The following is a 20,128-nucleotide window of genomic DNA, read 5'->3' as shown; positions in this document are numbered from 1 at the left end:
ATTGATGCCGGCCCTAGGCGCGCAGTCGCGCGCCCTCAGCTCACGATGCCCATGTGCCAGGGCACGAACTCGTTGTCGCCGAGTCCGAGCAACTCGCTCTTCGTGCGCGCGCCCGAAGCCGCGCGAACGATCAGATCGAAGATGTCCTGACCCATTTCCTCGATCGTGCGCTCACCGTCGATCACGCGACCGCAGTTGATGTCCATGTCCTCTTCGAGACGCGTGAACATGGGCGTGTTGCTCGCGAGCTTGAGCGTCGGCGCGGGCTTCGAGCCGAACATGGAGCCGCGGCCCGTGGTGAAGCAGATCAGGTTCGCGCCGCTCGCGATCTGCCCCGTTACCGCGACGGGATCGTAGCCAGGCGAATCCATGAATACGAAGCCTGCGCGATCGATCGGCTCCGCGTATTCGTAGACGGCTTGCAGCGGCGTCGTGCCGCCCTTCATGGCGGAACCGAGCGACTTTTCGAAGATGTTGGCGAGACCGCCCTGCTGGTTGCCCGGCCCGACCACGCCGTTGAACTGGCCATTCTGGCCGCGCGTATAACGCTCCCACCACGCGAGCCGGTCAAGCAGTTTCTGGCCGACTTCGGGCGACACGGCGCGGCGCGTGAGCATGTATTCGACGCCGTGAATCTCGGGCGTTTCGGAGAGGATCGCGGTGCCGCCGTGACGCACGAGCAGGTCCATCGCGGCGCCCAGCGCCGGATTCGCGGTGATGCCCGAGAAACCGTCCGAACCGCCGCATTCGAGACCGATCTTCAGATGGCTGACCGGCACCGGCGTACGCACGATGTCGTTTGCCGCGGGCAGCATCGCCTGCACGGCCTGGATGCCGGCTTCGATCGTTGCACGCGTGCCGCCCGTGTCCTGCATCACCAGCGCGTGCACGGCCTTGCCCGTCTTCAGCCCCTGCGAGTCGAGCAGATCGCCGACCTGGTTGCGCTCGCACCCCAGCCCGACGATGAGCACGCCGCCCAGGTTCGGGTGGCGCGCGTAGCCCGCGATGGTGCGGCGAAGCACGTCGAAGTGCTCGCTCGGCGAGGACATGCCGCAGCCACTCGTTTGCGCGAACGCGACCACGCCGTCGACATTGGGATAATCGCGCAGCCGCTCGGGTGTGAAGTAGTCGGCGATATGGCGAATGACCGTGGCCGAACAGTTGACCGACGCGAGGATGCCGATGAAGTTGCGCGTGGCGACGCGACCGTCGGGCCGCACGATGCCGTCGAACGTCGCGCGCTGCTCCGGCGCGACGTAGTCGACGGGCTTCACGTCGAGACCGAAACCCGGATCGCGATCGAAGTCGACGAGCGTGATGTTATGCGTATGAACGTGCTCGCCAGGCTCGATGTCGCGCGCAGCCACGCCGATCACGGTGTCGTATTTGCGGATGGGCTCGCCCGACGCCATGCGCCGCGCGGCCACCTTGTGGCCCGCCGCGACCTGCGCGCGCAGGCGAATCACTTCACCTTCGATCAAGACTTGATCCCCGATCGTCAGCGACTCGCGCGCGATCAGGACGTTGTCGTTGGGGTTGAGCCGGATCAACGGCCCGTTATAGGACTTGTTGGATTGGAGCATTCGCCTGTCTCCGCTGACGATCCGAAGGGCGCGCAGCGGCACCGGCTCCGGTCCCATGCGAAATTGTTGCTGGCTGCGCCGGGGAACGCGCGCCTTTCGTTTGGAACAGCGTTACCGGTTAATGTAACCGGTAACATAGATGCCATCGTAGTACAGTTTTGGGATAATGCCAACACCTTTTTGCCGCAGGAGCGCGCGCGCCCGTGACCAAGACCTCGACAGAATTCGCCCAGCCCGCCGCCGGCACCGCGTCGCGGCGTGCCCGCAAGAACACCGGCCGGGTCACGCTCAGCGACCTGGCCCGACTGACGGGGGTCACGAAGGTCACCGTTTCACGCGCCCTCAACAATCCCGAACTGGTTTCGGTTGAAACGCTGGAACGCGTGCGCGAGGCCGTGCGGCAAACGGGCTACACACCCGATCTGATCGCGGGCTCGCTTGCCTCGAATCGCAGCCACCTCGTCGTTGCGCTGATCCCGGCGATGGCGGGCAGCGTGTTCCAGGAAACGGTCGCCGCCCTGACCGCGGAACTCGAGACGGCCGGCTATCAGTTGCTGCTCGGCCAGAGCGGCTACGACGAATCGCGCGAAGAGGCGCTGCTGGACGCCATCATCGGGCGGCGGCCGGCAGGCATTGTGCTCACCGGCGTGATTCACTCGGAGGCGTCGCGGCAGAAACTGCGCGCGGCCGGCATTCCCGTGGTCGAAACGTGGGACATCACGCGCTCGCCGCTCGACATGTTGATTGGCTTCTCGCATACGCGCGTAGGCGAAGCGGCGGCGCGCTACCTGCGTGAGCGTGGCGCGCGGCACCCGGCCATCGTCACGCCGGGCGACCGCCGGGCGACGCTGCGCGCCAACGCGTTCATCGACGCCTTCGGCGGCGAGCGCGAGATTCCCGTGGCCGCCGTGCCCTCGCCCGCCCATCTCGGCGACGGACGCCGCGCGCTCGCGAAGCTGCTCGACGAGCATGCGCAGATCGACGCGATCTTCTGCGGCGCGGACATCATGGCGCTCGGCGTGCTCATGGAAGCCCGTGCGCGCGGGCTCGACGTGCCGGGGCGCCTCAAGGTGATCGGCTACGGCGACCAGAATTTCGCCGCCGACACGGACCCGCCACTCACAACCATTCGGATCGACGGCACGAAGATCGGCAAGCTCGCGGCGTCCATGCTGATGGAGAAAATCGAGACCGGCGCGAGCAAGCGCGCAAAAGTGGACGTCGGCTTCACGCTGATCGAGCGCGGCTCGGCTTGAGCGTGATCGCGTTGCGACGGCAACGCAAAAAGGCCTCGCACACATGGCGAGGCCTTTTTGCTTCCAGCGCGTAAAGCGCGATCAGAACTTCGTGCGGATGCCCGTGAACACGTCGACCTGACGATTGGTGGACGATGCGCCGCCCGCATACGCAATCGCCGCGATCCGGCTGTAAGACGAACCTACGCGCGTCGATGCGTCGCCGGCCGCGAGTTGATACGTGCCCGAGAGGTAGACGTCCGTACGCTTGGAGAGCGCATAGTCCACGCCCAGCGTGAACTGATGCCACTTCGGCTTGAGCGTCGCGCCGCCCGTGCCCGCCAGCCCGTTCGCGCGGCCGTCCGTGAACGTGTAGACGCCGATCAGCGTCGTGGCGGGCGTGAGCAGGTAGCGCAGGTTCGCGTCGTAGTTGTTGAACTTGCGGGAGGACCCGTCGTTATAGTCGAGTTCCGTGTGGCTGAACGCAAAGCCCGCAATCGCGCTGCCGATCTTGTAGTTCGCGCCGGCCGCCGCAATTTGCTGACGGGCCACGCCGCCGTCGAGGTTGTAGAAGAACCCGCCGCTGTAGTCGTCGCCGCTCGTGGTCGACGCGCCACCAATCGCGCCGCTCGTGTTGGTCGTCGTGTTCGGATGATCGAGCAGCACGTAACCGCCGCCGATCGAGAGCGGCCCGTTCACGTAGTTCGCGGCGAGGCCCCAGGCGCGGTTGTTTCCAAAGCCTTGACCGCCCGCGCCGCTCGCCTGGTTGCTGAACGCGTACATGCCGTCGACGGTGAAGCCCGCAATGGTGTCGCTGCGGAACTTCACCGCGTTGTTGATGCGGAACGTCTGGTTCAGGTTGTCGTTGTCGCCCACGTGGGTGGACGGCGACCAAAAGCCCGAACCGGCGTATTGCGCGACGAGATCCGCTAACGGCTCATACTGGCGGCCGAGCGTGAACGTGCCGATGCCGCTCTTCGCAATGCCCACGAACGCGCTGCGGCCGAACAGACGCCCGCCTTGTGCGGCGGTGCCGTCGCTGGGCTTGAAGCCGCCTTCGAGCGTAAACACCGCGCTCAGGCCGCCGCCGAGATCCTCGTTTCCTTTCAGGCCCCAACGGCTACCGCTCAGGCGGCCGCTCGTCAACTGGAACGCCGAACCGCCCTTGATGTTATTGACATAACCGATACCGGCATCGACGAGACCATACAACGTGACGGAGCTCTGGGCCTGCGCCATGACGGGTGCGACGGACAAAAGCCCGGCCGCTGCGAAAAGTGCTTTTTTCATACAGGTGACCTGTCTGGTTTTAGTATTTAGAGGACTACTATGTATTACCGCCTGAGAGAAAACGGCGGGAATGCTTCCGGCGAAACCGCGTAGGTTGATCCGGTGGTATTACGGGGCGTTGCTGTACTCGCGCGCCTGCGGCTGCGGCGAAGCACCGTCGAGACGAATCGGCTCGACCTTGCCCAGCAGGAACAGATAGTTGACGATCGCCACGCCGATCAGCGCCGACGACACGACGAGCGCTGGCACGAACGAACCCGTCGCGCCGACAATCGCCCCTGTGACGATCGGGCCAACCACGCCGCCGATGTTCGATACCGTGTTCTGAACGCCCGCTACCATCGACACGGCGTTGCGCGGCGCGACGTCGGCCGGCAGCGCCCAGACTTGCGAAGCCGCCACGGTCGTGCCCGACTTCGCAATGCACAGCAGCAGCACCGCAACGGCGGCCGAGTCGGCGAACGCGGCGAAACCGATGCTCGATGCCATCAGCAAGCCGATCACGAGAAAGAGCTTGCGCGTGGCGGTGAGCGAAAGCTTGCCCGAGGCGAACACGCGATCCGACGCCCAGCCTGCGAAAATCTCGACCACTATCGAGACGAGCAGCGGCAGCGACGCCATCCAGCCCATTTCCATCATCGTCATGCCACGCGCCTTCACGAGATACGTGGGCAGCCAGGTGATGAAGAAGTACGAGTTATAGTTGATCATGAAGAAGCCAATGCACATCGCCCAGATGTTGCGGTGTGCGAGCAGCTTGCGCAGCGCGGGGCGCTCTGCGTTGTCGCTTCGCTCTGCCAATGAATCGCTCTCGATGTACGCGAGTTCCTCGGCATTGACCCGCTTGTGATCACGCGGCGAATCGCTGAACGTGAACTGCCACACCACGTACCAGATCAGACCGAGCAAACCGGTGAGCGCGAACGTGATCTTCCAGTCGAACGCCGTGAGCATCGCGGCAATGAGCGGCAGCGCGATGGCGCCACCCAGCTTCGACCCGCTATCGAAAATGCCCGCGACCGTCGCGCGTTCGCTGCGCGCAAACCACTTCGACGCAATGCCCGCGTTGCTCGGATACGCGCCCGCCTCGCCCGCGCCAAGCGCCACGCGCAACGCGACGAGCGACTTGAAACCGCTCGCGATGCCCGTGGCCGCCGTCGCCAGCGACCACCAGAGCACCGCGAAACCCAGCACCTTTTTCTGGCCCAAACGGTCGGCAAGAAAACCCGCGGGCAGTTGCAGCAGTGCGTACGACCAGAAGAACGCCGACATGACGACACCCATTTCCACCGCGCTCAGGTGGAATTGCGACTGGAGGCGCGGCGCCGCCGCCGACAGCACGGTGCGGTCGATGTAGTTGATCGCGATCGCCGCCCACATGAGGCCCGCAACCCACCAGCGAATCCTCGACCGGCTCCGCACGTTGGTGGCCAGATTCATCTCGTGTCTCCTGTTTTATTAGTCATGGTCGCTCCCGGCCGCACCGGGGTGAAGCGCGACTCCGCAGCCGGGATGTTACCGTTTACTGTAACCGGTAACATTGGGCGCAATCCTAGTCTGTCCGCAAGAGAAATGCCAGTGTCTTTTCCTTGGGGTAAATGCCAATATCCTGCAATCGCAAGGTGGCCGTAACGCGAACGAAAGCGCCAGACCCGAACGCGGCCGGTTATGCGAACGAAGGCCCGAAGCGCGTCGCGATGCGCTCCGTCGACTCGAACAACTCGCGCAGCACGGCGCTCGTACAAGTCGGCTGCACGTACAGATAGAAGGCGACCTCCGGCAGGCGCGGCAAGCCATCGCCTTCGGTCAGTACGCGCATATTCGCGTCGAGCAATTCAGTGGTCCGTGCCGTGACGCCGAGGCCAGCACTGATCGCGGCCTTGATGCCCGTCAGCGTTGGAGACATGAAGCTCGTCCGCCAGGGAATGTCGTTCGCGTCGAGTTCAGCAATCGACAGCTTGCGAAACAGGCTCAGCTCGTCGGCCATCACGAGTGGAACGGGCTCGCCCGGATTGAACGTGAAATCCTCCGCGCAGATCCAGACCATTGGCGACGTGCGCAGCGTAACTCCCGGGAACGCATCGTCATAGCGCGTCGAGATCACGAGATCGAGTTCACCATCGCGCAACGCATCCATCAGGAACGGGCTGCGTCCGACGTTGATTTCCATTTGCAGTTCAGTCGACAACTTCGACAAACGCCGCAGCATGTTCGGCAGGATCGAGTCCGCCACGTCGTGCGGCGATCCTATGCGGACTTTCTCGCCAGGGCCACGCGAATACGCCAGTTGCACCGCCTGATCGTTGAGCGCGAGGATCTTGTTTGCGTAAGCGAGCAGCCTCGACCCGTCCGTCGTCATCATCTTCTGCCGCCCCCGCTTCTCGAACAGGATGCAGCCTACTTCCTGCTCGAGCCGCTGCATCTGCTGTGTGATCGCAGATTGTGTGCGGCCGACCTGCTCGGCCGCCGCAGCGAACGTTTCGCGCTGGGCGATGGCGACGAACGTGCGCAGCAGATCGATATCGAGGTTTCGCATTCCGGGCATCCGATAGTTCAATTTCGCTAATGCTTTTCGGCAAATAATTAAATTGTTCGCCAAAATTTTGACCGATAAGCTTGTCAACACTCAAGCACAATTTATGCAACCGGAGACATGTGCGTGCGTCGACGCGTGCCCTCAACGTACAGGTGGGCACAGGCGGGCACGCTCGACCGCGGCACCCGTCATCGCAGAGACTTCCTTTCTGGAGGAGACCCCGCTTTATGTGGCAACGAAAACTGGCCGTTCTGACGATCACCTTCCTCGCCACCTTCGGCCGGGCGAATGCAGACGAACTGGCCGACATCAAGGCCCGCGGCACCCTCGTATGCGGCACGCAAAACGCGAGTGAGCCGTACGCCTTTCCCGATCCCGCCACGCGCCAGATCGTGGGCTTCGACGTCGACGTATGCCGGGTGCTCGCGCAAGGACTGGGCGTGAAGCTCGACCATCGCACGCTGTCGACCGACGCGCGCATTCCCGAACTGAAGACGCACCGCGTCGACGTGCTCGCCGCCGCGATGGCGTGGTTGCCGGCCCGCGCCGCACAGGTCGACTACAGCGACCAGTACTATGTCGCGCCGATCCGGGTGCTGGTACGCGCCGATTCCCCCATCCAGAATCTCGATCAGCTCAACGGCAAGAAGATCGCGGCGTCGGAAGGTTCGAGTTCGGCGGCGGTATCGGTCACGCGCCTGCCGAACTCGAATCTACTCACGTTCCACGATATTCCGTCGGCGTTCCTCGCGCTCCAGCAAGGCAAGGTGGACGGTCTTGTCGCTGGCCAGAACATCCTCGCGCGCTTTGCGAACGAGGCCGCGCAAAAGGGCGGCCAGCAATACCGGATGCTCGCTGCGCCCGTCTACGAGGAGCGCTGGGGTGTGGTCATGAACAAGAGCGAACCCGCGTTGATGGCGGCGGTGAACAAGATCCTGCACGACTACGACAAGTCGAGCGGACTTCAGCAGAGCTTCGACAAATGGCTCGGCGTGAACTCGCCGTACAAGTTCACGCGCGACTATAAGGTCGAACCGATCAGGACGCAGTGAACGCACGCGCTTCGCGCGGAAGTCACCGGGACGGACCCCCTGCGCAACGCACGCCGTCCCCGTCATTTTTCTTATCGACTCCTGACGACCTGCCCCAGCATGTTCGACTTCTCCTTTCTGCTCGACGACGGCTACCTGCCTTTGCTGCGCAACGGCGTACTCACCACATTGCAGCTGTTCGTCGTGTCTGGCCTGTTCGCGATCGTCGTAGCCGTCGTGCTCGCAACGCTGCGTGCGCTGCCCATCAAGGCGTGCAAGACGTTCGTCGTTGCCGTTGTCGAATATCACCGCAACGTGCCGATGCTCGTACAGATCCTCGTGTGGTATTTCGGCGTCCCTCAACTGTTGCCCGCGCCGCTTTATCACTGGGTCAACGCCGGGAACACGGAGTTCTTTTTCGCCACGATCGCGCTGGCGCTCAACTACGGCGCATTCATGTCGGAAGACCTGCGCTCCGGCTTGCGCACGATTCCCTATACGCAGCAAGAGGCGGCGTGTTCGATCGGTCTCACGTACCTGCAGGCGTTTCGCTACGTGATCTTGCCGCAAGGCATGCGCGTGGCGCTGCCGGGGCTGCTGAACCAGGCGTTGCGGCTCTTCAAGGACAGTTCACTCGCCATGGCGATCGGCGTGCACGAACTGCTGTACAACACGCGCCAGATCGACAACCTGACGTTTCGCACCTTCGACATCTTCCTCGTCGCAACCGTTCTCTATCTGATCGGCACGCTGGCGCTGATGGCGCTCTCGGACCACTTCGCCAAACGTCGCACGACGCCGCTCGGGACTTGAGCCATGTTCGATATTCTGCACAACTATCTTGGGCTGTTTCTTGTCGGCAACTGGCCGCACGGGCCGCTCGGCGGCGTGGCGATCACGCTCGTCATCTCGGCGCTGGGCCTCGCGATGTCGTTCCCGATTGCCGTCGCGATCGGTCTCGCGCTCGTCTCGCCGTTGCGTGGACTGCGGCGCGCCGCCAGCATCTGGACACGTCTGATCCGTGGCATTCCGCTGCTGATGCTGATTTTCTGGGCCTATTTCGCGGTGCCGCTGCTGGTGGGCGCGCAGGTGTCGGCGGTTACGACGGCCGTGTGCGCGATCGTCGTCTACGAAAGCGCGTTCCTTGCGCAAATCGTGCGCGCCGGACTCGAAGGGCTGCCGCGCGGTCAGATGGAAGCCGCGCGCTCGAACGGGCTCTCGTGGCTGCAGAGCATGCGCTACGTGCAACTGCCTCAGGCGCTCGCCAACATGCTGCCGTCGATCGTCAACCAGTTCGTCTCGATCATCAAGGCGACCTCGCTCGCGTATGTGATCGGCGTGCCCGAGCTGACGTATTCGGCGGCGCAGGTCAACACGATCACGCTGACGCAGCCGTTTCAAACGTTCCTCGTGCTTGCCGCTTTCTATTTCATCCTGTGCTTCGCCGTCTCGCGCTTTGCGGGGCAGCTGGAGCGCCGCATCGCTCGCCGGCGCGCGGGCCTCGCTTGATATCGCAGGAGCAAAAGAGACTATGACCATGCTCGCTTTCGAGAACGTGCACAAGCACTACGGTCAGCACCATGTGCTCAGGGGCATCGACGCCATAATCGAGCGCGGCGAAGTTGTCGTCGTATGCGGGCCGTCCGGCTCCGGCAAGTCGACCTTGATCCGCACCGTCACGCGGCTCGAAGCCATCGAGCAGGGACGCATCCTGTTCGAAGGCTGCGACGTGAATGCGCGCAACGTCAAGCTCAACCGGCTGCGCGCCCGCATCGGCTTCGTGTTCCAGAGCTTCAACCTGTTCCAGAACCTGTCGGTGCGGCAAAACCTGATCCTGGGCCCCACCCGGGTGCTCGGCATGTCGCGCGACGAAGCCATCGCCCAGGCCGAGAATCTGCTGGCCAAGGTCGGCCTCGCGCACAAGATCGACGCGATGCCCGCGAACCTGTCCGGAGGCCAGCAGCAGCGCGTGGCGATTGCACGCGCGCTTGCGATGAAGCCGCCATTGATGCTGTTCGACGAACCGACGAGCGCGCTCGATCCGGAGATGGTGCAGGAGGTGCTGCAGGTAATGCGAAGTCTCGCCAACGACGGCCTGACGATGGTGATCGTCACCCATGAAATGGGCTTTGCGCGCGAAGTGTCGAGCCGCGTCTGGTTCATGGACCAGGGCCAGTTGCTCGAAGACGCGCCGCCCGACAGGTTTTTCACCCGGCCCGCACACGAGCGCGCGCAACGCTTTTTACATGACGTACTGCGCCCGTCGCCGCGCGAGCTTGCCGAGTATCGCGCCGCTTAACCTACTTTCAATCCCGGAGACCCATTCATCATGTCAACACCGTCCCTGTCCGCACAACGCGATACTGCCGTCGCTGAAGCGATTGCCGCCATGAAATCCGAGCTTGCGCCCGCGGGCGAGACGCGTCCGGCGCTCGCCGCGGTGCTCGATCAGGTCAAGTCGCTCGCGGCGCGCCGCGAGCTATGGCAGGACGCGGACTTCCCGCCGCCCGCCGATGGCGAGCTTCAGGCGCGCTACCTGATTCACGAAGACGCCGACCAGACCTACGCGCTGTATCTGAATGTCATGCGCCCCGGCAAGAAGATCACGCCGCATAACCACACGACATGGGCCTGCATTGCGGCGGTCGACGGCATCGAGCACAACTTCCTCTATCGGCGCACCGACGACGGCAGGACGCCGGGCGTGGGCTCGGTCGAAGTGACGCAGACCGTCGTCGTCGAACCCGGCCACGGCATCGCGCTTGCCTCGGACGACATTCACGCCGTCGAGATCAAGGGCGATACGCCGATCCGCCACCTGCACATGTATGGCCGCGCGCTGGAAACGCTCACCGAGCGCATCACGTTCGACCTCGAAAACGGCACGTATCAGGTGATGAACATCGGCGTGAAGACGCGCCGCTAACGCAAAGCCCACTCCCGAATCCTGCCCGGCGCCGTGGCGGCGCCGTGTCCAGCACAGGTCCGCCCACATGGGGCTGGGACCGAGGCACCGTTTTGCCCCGGCAATCGGTGGGGATTCGTTCAACCCTACGAAACGGCAACGCTTTCGACATGACCTCATTGCTCCCTTCGTTTATCGACGCCTCGACGCTCAAGCGCTGGCTGCGTGACGGCGCCGAGATCGCTCTCATCGACGTGCGCGAGCACGGGCAGTACGGCGAAGCGCACCTCTTTCACGGCGTGCCGCTCCCCTATAGCCGGCTCGAACTCGAGATCGGGCGGCTCGTTCCCCGCCGCACCACGCGCCTCGTGCTCTACGACACCGATGCGACCGTCGCGCTCGACGCGGCGGCTCGCCTCTGCGAGCGTGGCTATACGAACCTGCACGTGCTCGAGGATGGCACCGAGGGCTGGCAGCGCGCCGGCCATACGCTGTTCGCGGGCGTGAACGTGCCGTCGAAGACGTTCGGCGAGCTGGTCGAGCACGCGTATCACACGCCGCACATTACGGCGCGCGAACTCGCGGCAAAGCGCGAACGCGGCGAGCCGGTCGTCATTCTCGACGGCCGCACGCTCGGCGAATACCGGAAGATGACGATCCCTTCGTCGATCTGCTGCCCCAATGGCGAGCTTGGCTATCGCATCCGCGAACTCGTTTCCGATGCGACGACGCCGATCGTCATCAACTGCGCGGGTCGCACGCGCAGCATCATCGGCGCGCAAACGCTGATCAACCTGGGCATCGCCAACCCCGTGATGGCGCTCGCAAACGGCACGCAGGGGTGGTACCTGGAGGACCTGCCGCTCGAGCACGGCAGCACCCGCCGCTACCCGGAAGCGGTGCCGCTCGCCGCCCTCGAGCCGATGCGCGAAGCGAGCCGCACACTGGCCGAACGCTTCGCGGTGCCACATGTGGACGCGGCCACGTTCGCACAGTGGGCGTGCGATGCGTCCCGCACGCTCTACCTGTGCGACGTGCGCACGCCGGAAGAATTCGCCTCCGGCTCGTTGCCGGGCGCGCAACACACCCCGGGTGGACAGCTGATACAAGCCACGGATCAATACGTCGGCGTGCGTCATGCGCGTGTCGTGCTGTTCGACAGCGACGGCGTGCGCGCGCCGATCGTCGCCAGCTGGCTGCGCCAGTTGGGCCACGACGCGTACGTGCTGCCCGACGCGTTCGCGAGCGGCGTGGCGCTGCCGGTCCTGCCTGCGGCTGTGGAAGCGACCCTGCCCGAGATTGACGCGGCAACGCTTGCCGAAGCGCTCGCGACCAGGCCAATGCAAGTGGTCGATTTGCGGCCGAGCATGAGCTATCGAAGCGCCCATATTCCGGGCTCGCAATGGGCAATTCGCCCGCGTCTGCCCGATCCGCCAGATGTGCCCGCGGACCGGAACATCGCGCTCATCGCGGATGAGCGCGGCGTCGCCGAGCTGTTCGTCGCGGACTGGCTGCGACGCCAGCCTCACGATACAGGCCGTTTCGTGCTGCTCGCAGGCGGCCTTGGCGCGTGGACGGCGGCCGGACACGCCGTAAGCGCCACGCCCGCCATGCCGCCCGACGAAGCCTGCATCGACTACCTGTTCTTCGTGCATGATCGTCACGACGGCAACAAGGCAGCGGCGCGTCAGTATCTCGCGTGGGAAACCGGCCTGCTCGCCCAGCTCGACGCCGATGAGCACAGCACGTTTCGAATCGGCGCAGCGGCCACGACGAAGTGAACGCAGGATGTGCGGGCGATGCCCGCACATCAGGCAACGACGAACCTGCCGGCGAACGGCACCCGCTTCAAGGCACCTATTCACATGTCCCACGATTCGCGCGCTCCGCGCCTTGCCACCCGTCTTGTCAAAGGCGGCACGTCCACGGTCGTCGACGGCGGGCGCGCGGTCAACCCGCCGGTCGTACGCGCGTCCACTGCACTATTCGAAACGATGGCCGATCTGAACGATGCACGCAGCCGGCGCAGTACCGAGCGCTTGTTCACATACGGCGCGCGCGGCAATCCTACCGGCTTCGCCCTCGAAGATGTCGTGTCGGGACTCGAAGGAGGCTATCGAACGCGCCTCTTCCCCACTGGCCTCGCGGCGATAACGATGGTGTTCCTCGCCTACCTTCGCCCTGGCGACCACGTGCTGATTTCCGATTGTGTCTATCAGCCGCTGCGCCACTTTGCCAGGACGTTCCTCGAGCCGTGGGGTATCGACGTCACGTATATCCGGGCAGACGGCTCGGACGTCGCGAGCCGCATGACGCCCCGCACGAAGCTCGTCTACGTCGAGTGCCCGGGCTCGCTGCTCTACGAACTATGCGATCTGCCCGCGCTCGCCGAACTGGCGCACCGCCACGGCGCGCTGCTGGCCGCGGACAATACATGGGGCTCAGGCGTGCAATATCAGCCGTTGCGGCTCGGTGCCGACATTTCCATCATGGCCGCGACCAAATACCTGAGCGGCCATTCCGATGTGATGATGGGCACCGTAACAACGACTGAGGCCGCCTGGCGGCCTCTCGCGACAATGAGCGATGCGCAGGGCGTCGCCGTCAGCCCCGACGATGCGTACCTGGTGCTGCGCGGCACGCGCACGCTGGGCGCCCGGCTCGCGCTGCACGAGAAGCATGCGCTCGAAGTCGCACACTGGCTCACTACGCAGCCTGCCGTCGCGCGCGTCTTCTGTCCTGCGCTGCCGGAACATCCGGGTCATGCGCTATGGCAGCGCGACTGCACCGGCACCAACGGACTGATCTCATTCGAACTCTCGCAAGTGTCGGCTGAAGCGGCCGATCGCTTCGTCGATGGGCTGTCGCTGTTCGGAATCGGCGCGTCATGGGGCGGCTTCGAAAGCCTCGCGACTGTCGTCAACGTCGCGAGCGCCAGAACCTGCGAGGACTGGAGGAACACCGGGCCGATCGTGCGTCTGCATGTGGGGCTTGAAGACCCGCGTGATCTCATCGACGATCTCGCGCACAGTCTCGGCGCAATCAGTTCCGGCCAATAATCTGGCGATACTGCGCGGGCGTCAAAGCCGTCAACGCCTTGAACATGCGCCGCATGCCCGAGCCGCCGGTCAAACCGGGGGCCTTGCGTTCTATCGCGCAGCAGTAACAATCGGTAAATTGCTTGTCGGGGCGCTGAAGTCGCCGTGCCGTAAAATCGGTCGCGCTCACTTGCCCCTTTTTCAACGATGCCCCGCTCTTTCGAATCGACTGCGCGTCGCGGCGCACGCTGGCTCACCACCGTGCTGGCGCTGCTCGCGGGTTCCTATGTGCCGCTAGCGCACGCCGAATGCCGACCGACCGCGGACCCCGGCGTGCTGGTGCTGCCGCTTTCTCCCGTGCATCTCTCGGTGCCGCTCAATGCGCCGGTGGGAACCACGGTCGGCTCGGCCCATGTGGCCGCGCTCAACGACATTCCCTTCACGTGCAGCGGCCCGGACAACGTGCGCGAATTGCGCGTGCTCGCGCCCGCCGACACGAGCGCTGGCCTCGGCAACGTCTACGCGACGAGTCTTCCGGGCATTGGCTTCCGGATCGTGACGCGCGGCGGCAGTTTCGCGGGCATCGACGACGGCCCGCGCAATGCGGCGTACCGTGTCACGCTGCCGCCTCATGCGGCGCACCTCACGGGTTTTGCCGCCGATGTCGAGTTCATGACAACCGGTCCGAGTCACAGTGGCGTGCTCGCGCCTGGCAAGCTCGCGAGCGTGTTGATTGGCGGTACCGAATTCATCGACGTGAGCGTGCCGGAGAACGGCGTCCTGGTCGACGCCATGCAATGCGCGCCGGTATCCGCGAGCGGCGAGATGTCGGCAGGCGTGGGGACGATGGGGTCCTTCACGCAGGAAGCCGCAGTGATCAGCACGGGATGCGGTCCGGTTGGCGTGAGTCTCGCGATCGGGGTGGGACAGGGCTACGTGTATGGCGCGCATCCGTCGCTGAATGCGAATGCGCAGCCCGAGCACCACGCCCACGTTGCTGCCGGTTTAGCCGCGCTGGACGCCGCGCCTGGTCCGGGCGCGGCGGGCGTGACGCTCACGCGCAACCGCAACGCCGCACGCACGTCAACGCTCGACGACAGCCAGTTGGGCAGCGTCGAAACGGGCACGGCACAAGGTTCGAGTGCGGGCGGCTGGTCCGGCGGCGGCTTCAGTGCGGGCGGCGGCGGAATGCGGCGCTGAGCCGGTCGCTGCTGTTTTTTTACGTGTGCGTTGCGTAATCTTTGTTTCGAGAATTTCTTGCCGACTATTAACGGCGTACGCGTTGTTTGAAATCGGCCCGGTCATCTTCTGCCCCACAGCTACGCGTTGACAAGGTTTGCAGCCACCCGCCCCGACCAAACAGCCGTGGCGCTTTCATCGGCATCCGAATCACGTCTCGATGTTTAGTTATGAAGAATAGACTCGCCGCTGCCATAGAATCGGCGTCGGCCACGATATCAAGCCGGAGACAATCAACCATGTTGGAAACGAAAGGAAGGAATATGAAGATGGACAAGCTCGCGGCAGTCGCGCTGATCGCCGCCGCGTTGTCGTTCGAGGGCTGCACGTCCGTAGCCCAAAAAAATACCGACCAGTGTGTGGAGAGAATGCAGAGATCCGCGGAACCCGCGATCGTCTCGGTCAGTGACACGCGGCCGTCGCCGGACGGCCGCTCGTTCACCGTGAGCGGCATGATGGAGGACCGGAGCACGCATGCGCTCGTGCCCGCGCAAGTCGAATGCCGGTTCGAAGGCAAGGTCCTGACGGGCTTCCGTTGGCTCGCGCCCGCCAATTTCGCATCGAAGTACTGAGCGTCGCGATGCGCCGTGGTGCCCAAACAGCCACGACAGCCACGACAGCCTGATGAATTGAAAATCGTAATCGACTGTAATGCTTTATGTAACCTGAGAAACTTTGACTCGCCCTACACTCCAGCGTCTCAGCGTTGGTCTGTCGGCGGTTGCGTTCGGCCACGGGCATTTGAATTCACTACCGAGGTCGCATGAATCCCGAATCGAAAGCCATTTTCCTGCACACCGGATATCGAACGGCGGGCACGTGGTTATGGTCCTGTTTTCGCAGTCTGGATCAAGTCACCGCGTACTATGAACCGCTGCATGAAATGCTGGCGAGCATCGATCGGGACATGCTCAACACAAGCACGGCGAGCAGTTGGCGTTCGGGGCATCCCGATCTGGAGAGCCCCTATTTCGCCGAGTTCGCGCATCTGCTCGACGGTGAAAAGCGGGGAATCGCCGGTTATGAAGCGGTCTTTTCTGTCGATAGTTTTTCCGGCGATGCACCCGAAGCCGCGCCCCGTATTGCCGAGTACCTGAATACGCTCACGCGCACGGCAAACGCCGCCGGGCGCACACCGGTTTTCAAGTTTTGCAGGTCGTTGGGGCGGCTCAACTGGTTCTACGATACGTTTCCCGATGCGGTGCATATCGTTGTCCTGAAGAACCCGGTCACACAATGGCAATCGTGCTGGGAGTTGTTCGCCAGGCACCGCAACGCGCATTTTGTCGCCATTCCGTTTGCCGTGCTCGATATGAACCGGCACGTTCCGCTCGCGCGCAAAGTGATTGAGGCTTTGCGGGTCACGTTGCCGGAGATGCCCGAGAGCGGCACGCGTGTCACGCTTGAAGCGCGCCTCACGTTCTGGAAACAGTACGTTGCGCAGATCGATCCCGCCGATGCGTATCGCGGCTTTCTCGCGCATTGGCTGTTGACGCTCCGGCACGCCTTCACGTCATCCGATGCGGTGTTCGATTGCGATCTCGCCGCGCGCTCGCCCGCTTATGCCCAGGCGGCGGAACAATGGATCGCGGAGATGTCGGGCTTGAATCCATCGCTTGGCAGCGTGGAATCCGCCGATGGTCCTCGCCAATGCGGCTTTGACGCGATGCGCGGCCTGGCGATTCACCTCGACGCGCTGGCGCTTTCGAAAGCGCTCGTCGAATCGCGCGAGATTAGTGATGAAACGCATTCGTTCTGGTCCAGCAAGCTCGCGCAAGCGACCCAGGTGCTCGCATTCGGTCCCGACGTGAACTGGCCGCAAGGCGCGGTTTCCCTGCATCGCTCGACGCGTGTCGTGAATATTGCGTTGATCGACGGCATTGCGGCGGACGCCGCGCTAGTGAGCGAACTCGCTGCCACGCGCAGTGCGCTGGAGCGGGCAAAGGAACAGGTCAAGGCGCTCAAGCGTGCCCCGTTGCGGCGGCTCGGCACGAAGGTGCGCAAGCTATTCGCGCCGAAACCACGCCGCTCTGAAACATACATTAAGAAGTGGCGCTCGCGCGGTAACTAAAAAACACGCGCCTTCATTTATGGTGGCGGGATCGACTCACGGAACCCGTCCACCATGTCCACGACCCTTTCCTTTCTCAGTGAACGCGTCTCGCGCGCGGTCCTCGAAGCCAGTTCAGCGCCGCTATGGTCCGCCTGCATGGCCGAAGCCGCGCACGTGTGGATGCCGTCGCGCGATCGTGCGTTGATCACGCCAGCCGCTGGCATGATCGCAGTGCAAGATGCTGGAGCGCGCGCGCATGGCTGAGAACGTCACGGCTATCGTGCGTCAGATCAGTTCGGCCGACCTGAGCGCGGACGGCGAATTCCTTCTGATTCACGATGGAAGCGCCACGGCGGCACTCCACCGTTCGGTATTCAACGACCTGCTGGTTGCGCTGCCCAACGCGATGGAAAAGATCCAGCGCATCAACAAGAGCGAAGCGCCATCGTTCGCGCTCATGCACGCGCGCGGCTGCGAGATCGGGCGGCTCGACGGTACTCGCCATGTTGTGATCCGCTTTCGGCTATCGCAAACTGCCTGCCTGTCGTTCACATTGCCCTGCGAGCACATTCGCGGCATTGTCGACGCGCTCGAGTCCGCATCTCATCAAGAAGCCGTGCTGTCTTCCCGCACCGCCTGGCTGCAATAAGCAGGCGCCCCGCGCACGGACACGCTCCCAGCGAGCCGCACAGACATTTTCATCCGCAAACCCTGGTTTCCCTGGCCTATCTTGATCCTGCGTGACGCACTGCGCGGCTTACGTCTAAAGCCGCTGATTTCCCTGTTGCTGGTCGCGCCCGGATTCGCGCCACCCGCCGCACTCGCTCAACTCTCCGGCACGGCATCGCAGCCCGCATCGCTCGGCGACGACTCGGCCTTGCGCGTCGATCCGCAGTTGCAGGAGCATCCGCTGCAATCGGGCGACAAAGCCGCAACGACCGCAATCGCCCGGTCCATGAACGGCACGACCGACACCGACCTCTCGCTACATGGGGAGGCCGAGTTGCGGCGTTACGCGTCGGCCATCAAAGGCGACTCCATTCACTACTTCGAAGACGCGGACACCGCCGACGCGTATGGCCACGCGAGCCTCACGCAAAACGGCATCACGTTCTTTGGACCCTATGCGCATATGCGCGTCGAAGCGGAGCAAGGCTATATCAACACGCCGCGCTACCGCTTCGTCATCAATGGCGGATGGGGTTCGGCCGCACGCGCCGACCTGATCGACAACGAGCGCGCGGTGATCCACAACGGCACCTATTCGACCTGCCAATGCAGCGGCGAGCCCGCGTGGTACCTGCGCGCCTCGCAGTTCGAAATGGACAACGGCACGAATACCGGCGTTGCGCGCAACACGGTGCTGTTCTTTCAGGGCGTGCCGATATTCGCGAGCCCGTGGCTCTCGTTTCCGCTCTCGAACGACCGGCGCAGCGGCCTGTTGCCGCCAACGTTCTCGTTCAGCTCCACGGGTGGCTTCGACCTGGCGACGCCGATCTATTTCAATCTCGCACCGAACTACGATCTCACGCTGACACCCCGCACGATCAGCCGCCGTGGTGAGATGATGAGCGCCGACTATCGCTACCTGGGCAGCGACTACAGCGGCGAATTCTCGGCTCTGGTTCTGCCGCACGACGCACTCACGAAGACCGACCGCTATTCCCTCTCGCTCAAGCACGACTGGAATATCGGCTCCGGCTTCTCCGGCTACGTGAACTACAACCGCGTTTCGGATTCGAGTGTCACCACCGACCTGAACGCCGACAACCAGCTTCTGCTGGGATCGACGACACTCTATGACCAGGAAGCGGGCCTGCGCTATGCGAACGGACCGTGGTCGGTGCTGTTGCGCGAGCAGCACTGGCAGGCCTATTCGAACGATACGGTCTACAACCGCGAGCCGCAATTGAACGTGCAATACGCGCGCTATAACGTGGACGGATTCGACTTCGGTGCGGAAGCGGATGCATCGCGCTTCACGATGTCGAGCAGCGACGTTGCGCAGGGCAATCGCTTCGTATTCAATCCCTACGTGTCGCTGCCCGTCGTGCGCCCGTCGTGGTACATCACACCCAAAGTGCAGTGGCACTTCGCGGCCTACGACCTTTCCTCGCTCGGCAGCGACGCCGTGGCCGGACAGCCGCGCAATTTCCAGGTCAACGTGCCGACGGTGAGCCTCGACTCCGGCATGACGTTCGAGCGTTCCATCACGCTATTCGGCCACGCCTATATTCAAACGCTCGAACCACGGCTTTATTACGTCTATACGCCGTACCGGAACCAGAGCTTCGCGCCGCTGTTCGACACCGCCGAGAGCGATTTCGGCCTCGCCGAGATCTTCACGGCCAATAGCTTTGTCGGCAATGACCGTGTTGCCGATGCCAATCGCGTCACCGCCGCCATCACCACACGTTTCATCGACGCCGCGACGGGTTCGGAGGCAGGACGCTTCGTGCTCGCGCAGCAATACAATTTCACCACGCCGCGTGTGACGCTGGAAGCCGACGGCACCGCCACGGACATGACCCGCACGGGCGTGATCGCGGGTGCCTCGCTCAACATCAGCAGCGCGTTCAAGGCCGAGCAGGCCATCGAATACGACGAGGCGAATGCTTACCTTTCCCATGCGAGCACGGGTTTTTCGTGGGCGCCCGCAGCGGGCAAAGTCTTGAATATGGCGTATCGATATACGCGCGCCAACGCGTCCGAGGACGACGAGCCGGTCAGCCAGTTCATCGTCTCAGGCCAATGGCCGCTGAGCCGCCGGCTTTCCAGCGTCGCCCGCGTGAACTACGACATGCATTTGCACCGGCTCATTGCGGGGTTGGTCGGCTTTCAGTACGACGCAGATTGCTGGTCGATCGGCGTTGCCTTCGAAAAATACACGAATGAGACCAGTTCCACGGTGCCGAGCAGCGGCAGCCGCGTACTGATGCAGTTGCAGTTCAAGGGTCTGTCGAAAATCGACAACGGCCTGCTCAATCAGTTCAGGGAAAACGTGCCGGGCTATACGCCACCGCCGGGCGGCGATGCACCGGTCTCGAAGTTCACGGACTATGAGTAAGGCGGTTTTCTCGAGTTGACGGTTGCAGGCTGCGCGCATGATCGACAGAATCTTCAATGTGACTTTTTGGAACATGTCTGTGCGCGATATGAAGTGTTTTTTCTGAAGCGCCCGTCCCAGACTGTCTCTACAAACCCCGCGTACACCCCGG

General features: G+C 63.5%; 19 protein-coding genes. 14 read left to right on the top strand and 5 right to left on the bottom strand.

Translation table 11 applies throughout. The features are described from left to right. Positions 1 to 35: 35 nt before the first annotated feature. Positions 36 to 1,583, bottom strand: a complete 1,548-nt coding sequence (locus tag U5A57_RS26255) for an altronate dehydratase family protein (protein ID WP_321914547.1) — start codon at positions 1,581 to 1,583, stop codon at positions 36 to 38. A gap of 203 nt (positions 1,584 to 1,786) precedes the next feature. On the opposite strand from U5A57_RS26255, the gene U5A57_RS26250 reads away from it, so the two are divergent. Next, entirely contained in the window at positions 1,787 to 2,839 is a 1,053-nt protein-coding gene (locus U5A57_RS26250; protein WP_321914546.1) for a LacI family DNA-binding transcriptional regulator, read from the top strand. An 81-nt stretch (positions 2,840 to 2,920) separates the two neighbouring features. On the opposite strand, the gene U5A57_RS26245 is transcribed toward U5A57_RS26250, so the two are convergent. The 3 genes from U5A57_RS26245 to U5A57_RS26235 all read right to left on the bottom strand — a co-directional run bounded on the left by U5A57_RS26245 (position 2,921) and on the right by U5A57_RS26235 (position 6,644). Further along, on the bottom strand, positions 2,921 to 4,108 hold the full coding sequence (locus U5A57_RS26245) for a porin (protein WP_321914545.1): 1,188 nt from the start codon (positions 4,106 to 4,108) through the stop codon (positions 2,921 to 2,923). A gap of 108 nt (positions 4,109 to 4,216) precedes the next feature. Continuing rightward, positions 4,217 to 5,548, bottom strand: coding sequence for an MFS transporter (locus U5A57_RS26240; RefSeq protein WP_321914544.1), 1,332 nt, complete (start codon positions 5,546 to 5,548; stop codon positions 4,217 to 4,219). Between the two features lie 226 nt (positions 5,549 to 5,774). Beyond that, positions 5,775 to 6,644 (bottom strand): LysR substrate-binding domain-containing protein, encoded by an 870-nt coding sequence (locus U5A57_RS26235; protein ID WP_321914543.1) that lies wholly within the window; start codon positions 6,642 to 6,644, stop codon positions 5,775 to 5,777. A 227-nt stretch (positions 6,645 to 6,871) separates the two neighbouring features. Here U5A57_RS26235 and U5A57_RS26230 point away from each other — a divergent pair, with 227 nt between their 5' ends. The 7 genes from U5A57_RS26230 (at position 6,872) to metC (ending at position 13,639) form a co-directional block, all read left to right on the top strand. Further along, positions 6,872 to 7,696 (top strand): transporter substrate-binding domain-containing protein, encoded by an 825-nt coding sequence (locus U5A57_RS26230; protein WP_321914542.1) that lies wholly within the window; start codon positions 6,872 to 6,874, stop codon positions 7,694 to 7,696. Positions 7,697 to 7,795: 99 nt separating this feature from the next. After that, a complete protein-coding gene (locus U5A57_RS26225) occupies positions 7,796 to 8,488 on the top strand; it encodes an amino acid ABC transporter permease (RefSeq protein ID WP_321914541.1) in 693 nt (230 codons plus the stop codon). A 3-nt stretch (positions 8,489 to 8,491) separates the two neighbouring features. Then, positions 8,492 to 9,184 carry an amino acid ABC transporter permease gene (locus U5A57_RS26220; RefSeq protein ID WP_321914540.1) on the top strand — a complete coding sequence of 231 codons (693 nt, stop codon included), beginning with the start codon at positions 8,492 to 8,494 and terminating at the stop codon, positions 9,182 to 9,184. Positions 9,185 to 9,212: 28 nt separating this feature from the next. Continuing rightward, positions 9,213 to 9,974, top strand: a complete 762-nt coding sequence (locus tag U5A57_RS26215; RefSeq protein ID WP_321914626.1) for an amino acid ABC transporter ATP-binding protein — start codon at positions 9,213 to 9,215, stop codon at positions 9,972 to 9,974. 30 nt (positions 9,975 to 10,004) lie between these two features. Next, a complete protein-coding gene (locus tag U5A57_RS26210) occupies positions 10,005 to 10,601 on the top strand; it encodes a cysteine dioxygenase family protein (RefSeq protein ID WP_321914539.1) in 597 nt (198 codons plus the stop codon). A 149-nt stretch (positions 10,602 to 10,750) separates the two neighbouring features. After that, on the top strand, positions 10,751 to 12,361 hold the full coding sequence (locus U5A57_RS26205; RefSeq protein ID WP_321914538.1) for a rhodanese-like domain-containing protein: 1,611 nt from the start codon (positions 10,751 to 10,753) through the stop codon (positions 12,359 to 12,361). A gap of 84 nt (positions 12,362 to 12,445) precedes the next feature. Continuing rightward, positions 12,446 to 13,639 carry a cystathionine beta-lyase gene (metC, locus tag U5A57_RS26200; RefSeq protein WP_321914537.1) on the top strand — a complete coding sequence of 398 codons (1,194 nt, stop codon included), beginning with the start codon at positions 12,446 to 12,448 and terminating at the stop codon, positions 13,637 to 13,639. Here the strand turns inward: metC and U5A57_RS26195 are convergent. After that, the gene (locus U5A57_RS26195) at positions 13,623 to 13,823 is read right to left on the bottom strand and encodes a hypothetical protein (protein WP_321914536.1); all 201 of its coding nucleotides are present in this window, start codon (positions 13,821 to 13,823) and stop codon (positions 13,623 to 13,625) included. The two genes, metC and U5A57_RS26195, sit on opposite strands and share 17 nt — an antisense overlap. Before the next feature lie 2 nt (positions 13,824 to 13,825). Between U5A57_RS26195 and U5A57_RS26190 the strand changes: the two genes are divergently transcribed. The 6 genes from U5A57_RS26190 (at position 13,826) to U5A57_RS26165 (ending at position 19,977) form a co-directional block, all read left to right on the top strand. After that, a complete protein-coding gene (locus U5A57_RS26190) occupies positions 13,826 to 14,818 on the top strand; it encodes a hypothetical protein (protein WP_321914535.1) in 993 nt (330 codons plus the stop codon). A 308-nt stretch (positions 14,819 to 15,126) separates the two neighbouring features. Then, a complete protein-coding gene (locus U5A57_RS26185; RefSeq protein ID WP_321914534.1) occupies positions 15,127 to 15,429 on the top strand; it encodes a hypothetical protein in 303 nt (100 codons plus the stop codon). Between the two features lie 191 nt (positions 15,430 to 15,620). Next, on the top strand, positions 15,621 to 16,928 hold the full coding sequence (locus tag U5A57_RS26180) for a hypothetical protein (protein ID WP_321914533.1): 1,308 nt from the start codon (positions 15,621 to 15,623) through the stop codon (positions 16,926 to 16,928). Between the two features lie 54 nt (positions 16,929 to 16,982). Next, complete coding sequence (locus tag U5A57_RS26175) at positions 16,983 to 17,174, top strand: hypothetical protein (RefSeq protein ID WP_321914532.1); 192 nt, start codon at positions 16,983 to 16,985, stop codon at positions 17,172 to 17,174. After that, positions 17,167 to 17,559, top strand: coding sequence for a hypothetical protein (locus U5A57_RS26170; protein WP_321914531.1), 393 nt, complete (start codon positions 17,167 to 17,169; stop codon positions 17,557 to 17,559). The genes U5A57_RS26175 and U5A57_RS26170 overlap by 8 nt, the downstream gene beginning before the upstream one ends. A 135-nt stretch (positions 17,560 to 17,694) precedes the next feature. After that, positions 17,695 to 19,977 (top strand): LPS-assembly protein LptD, encoded by a 2,283-nt coding sequence (locus U5A57_RS26165; RefSeq protein WP_321914530.1) that lies wholly within the window; start codon positions 17,695 to 17,697, stop codon positions 19,975 to 19,977. Positions 19,978 to 20,128 lie beyond the last annotated feature (151 nt).

Origin of the sequence: Paraburkholderia sp. J11-2, assembly GCF_905220185.1 — a bacterium.
GTDB lineage: Bacteria > Pseudomonadota > Gammaproteobacteria > Burkholderiales > Burkholderiaceae > Paraburkholderia.
This window is presented reverse-complemented; position numbering and strand designations above follow the sequence as displayed.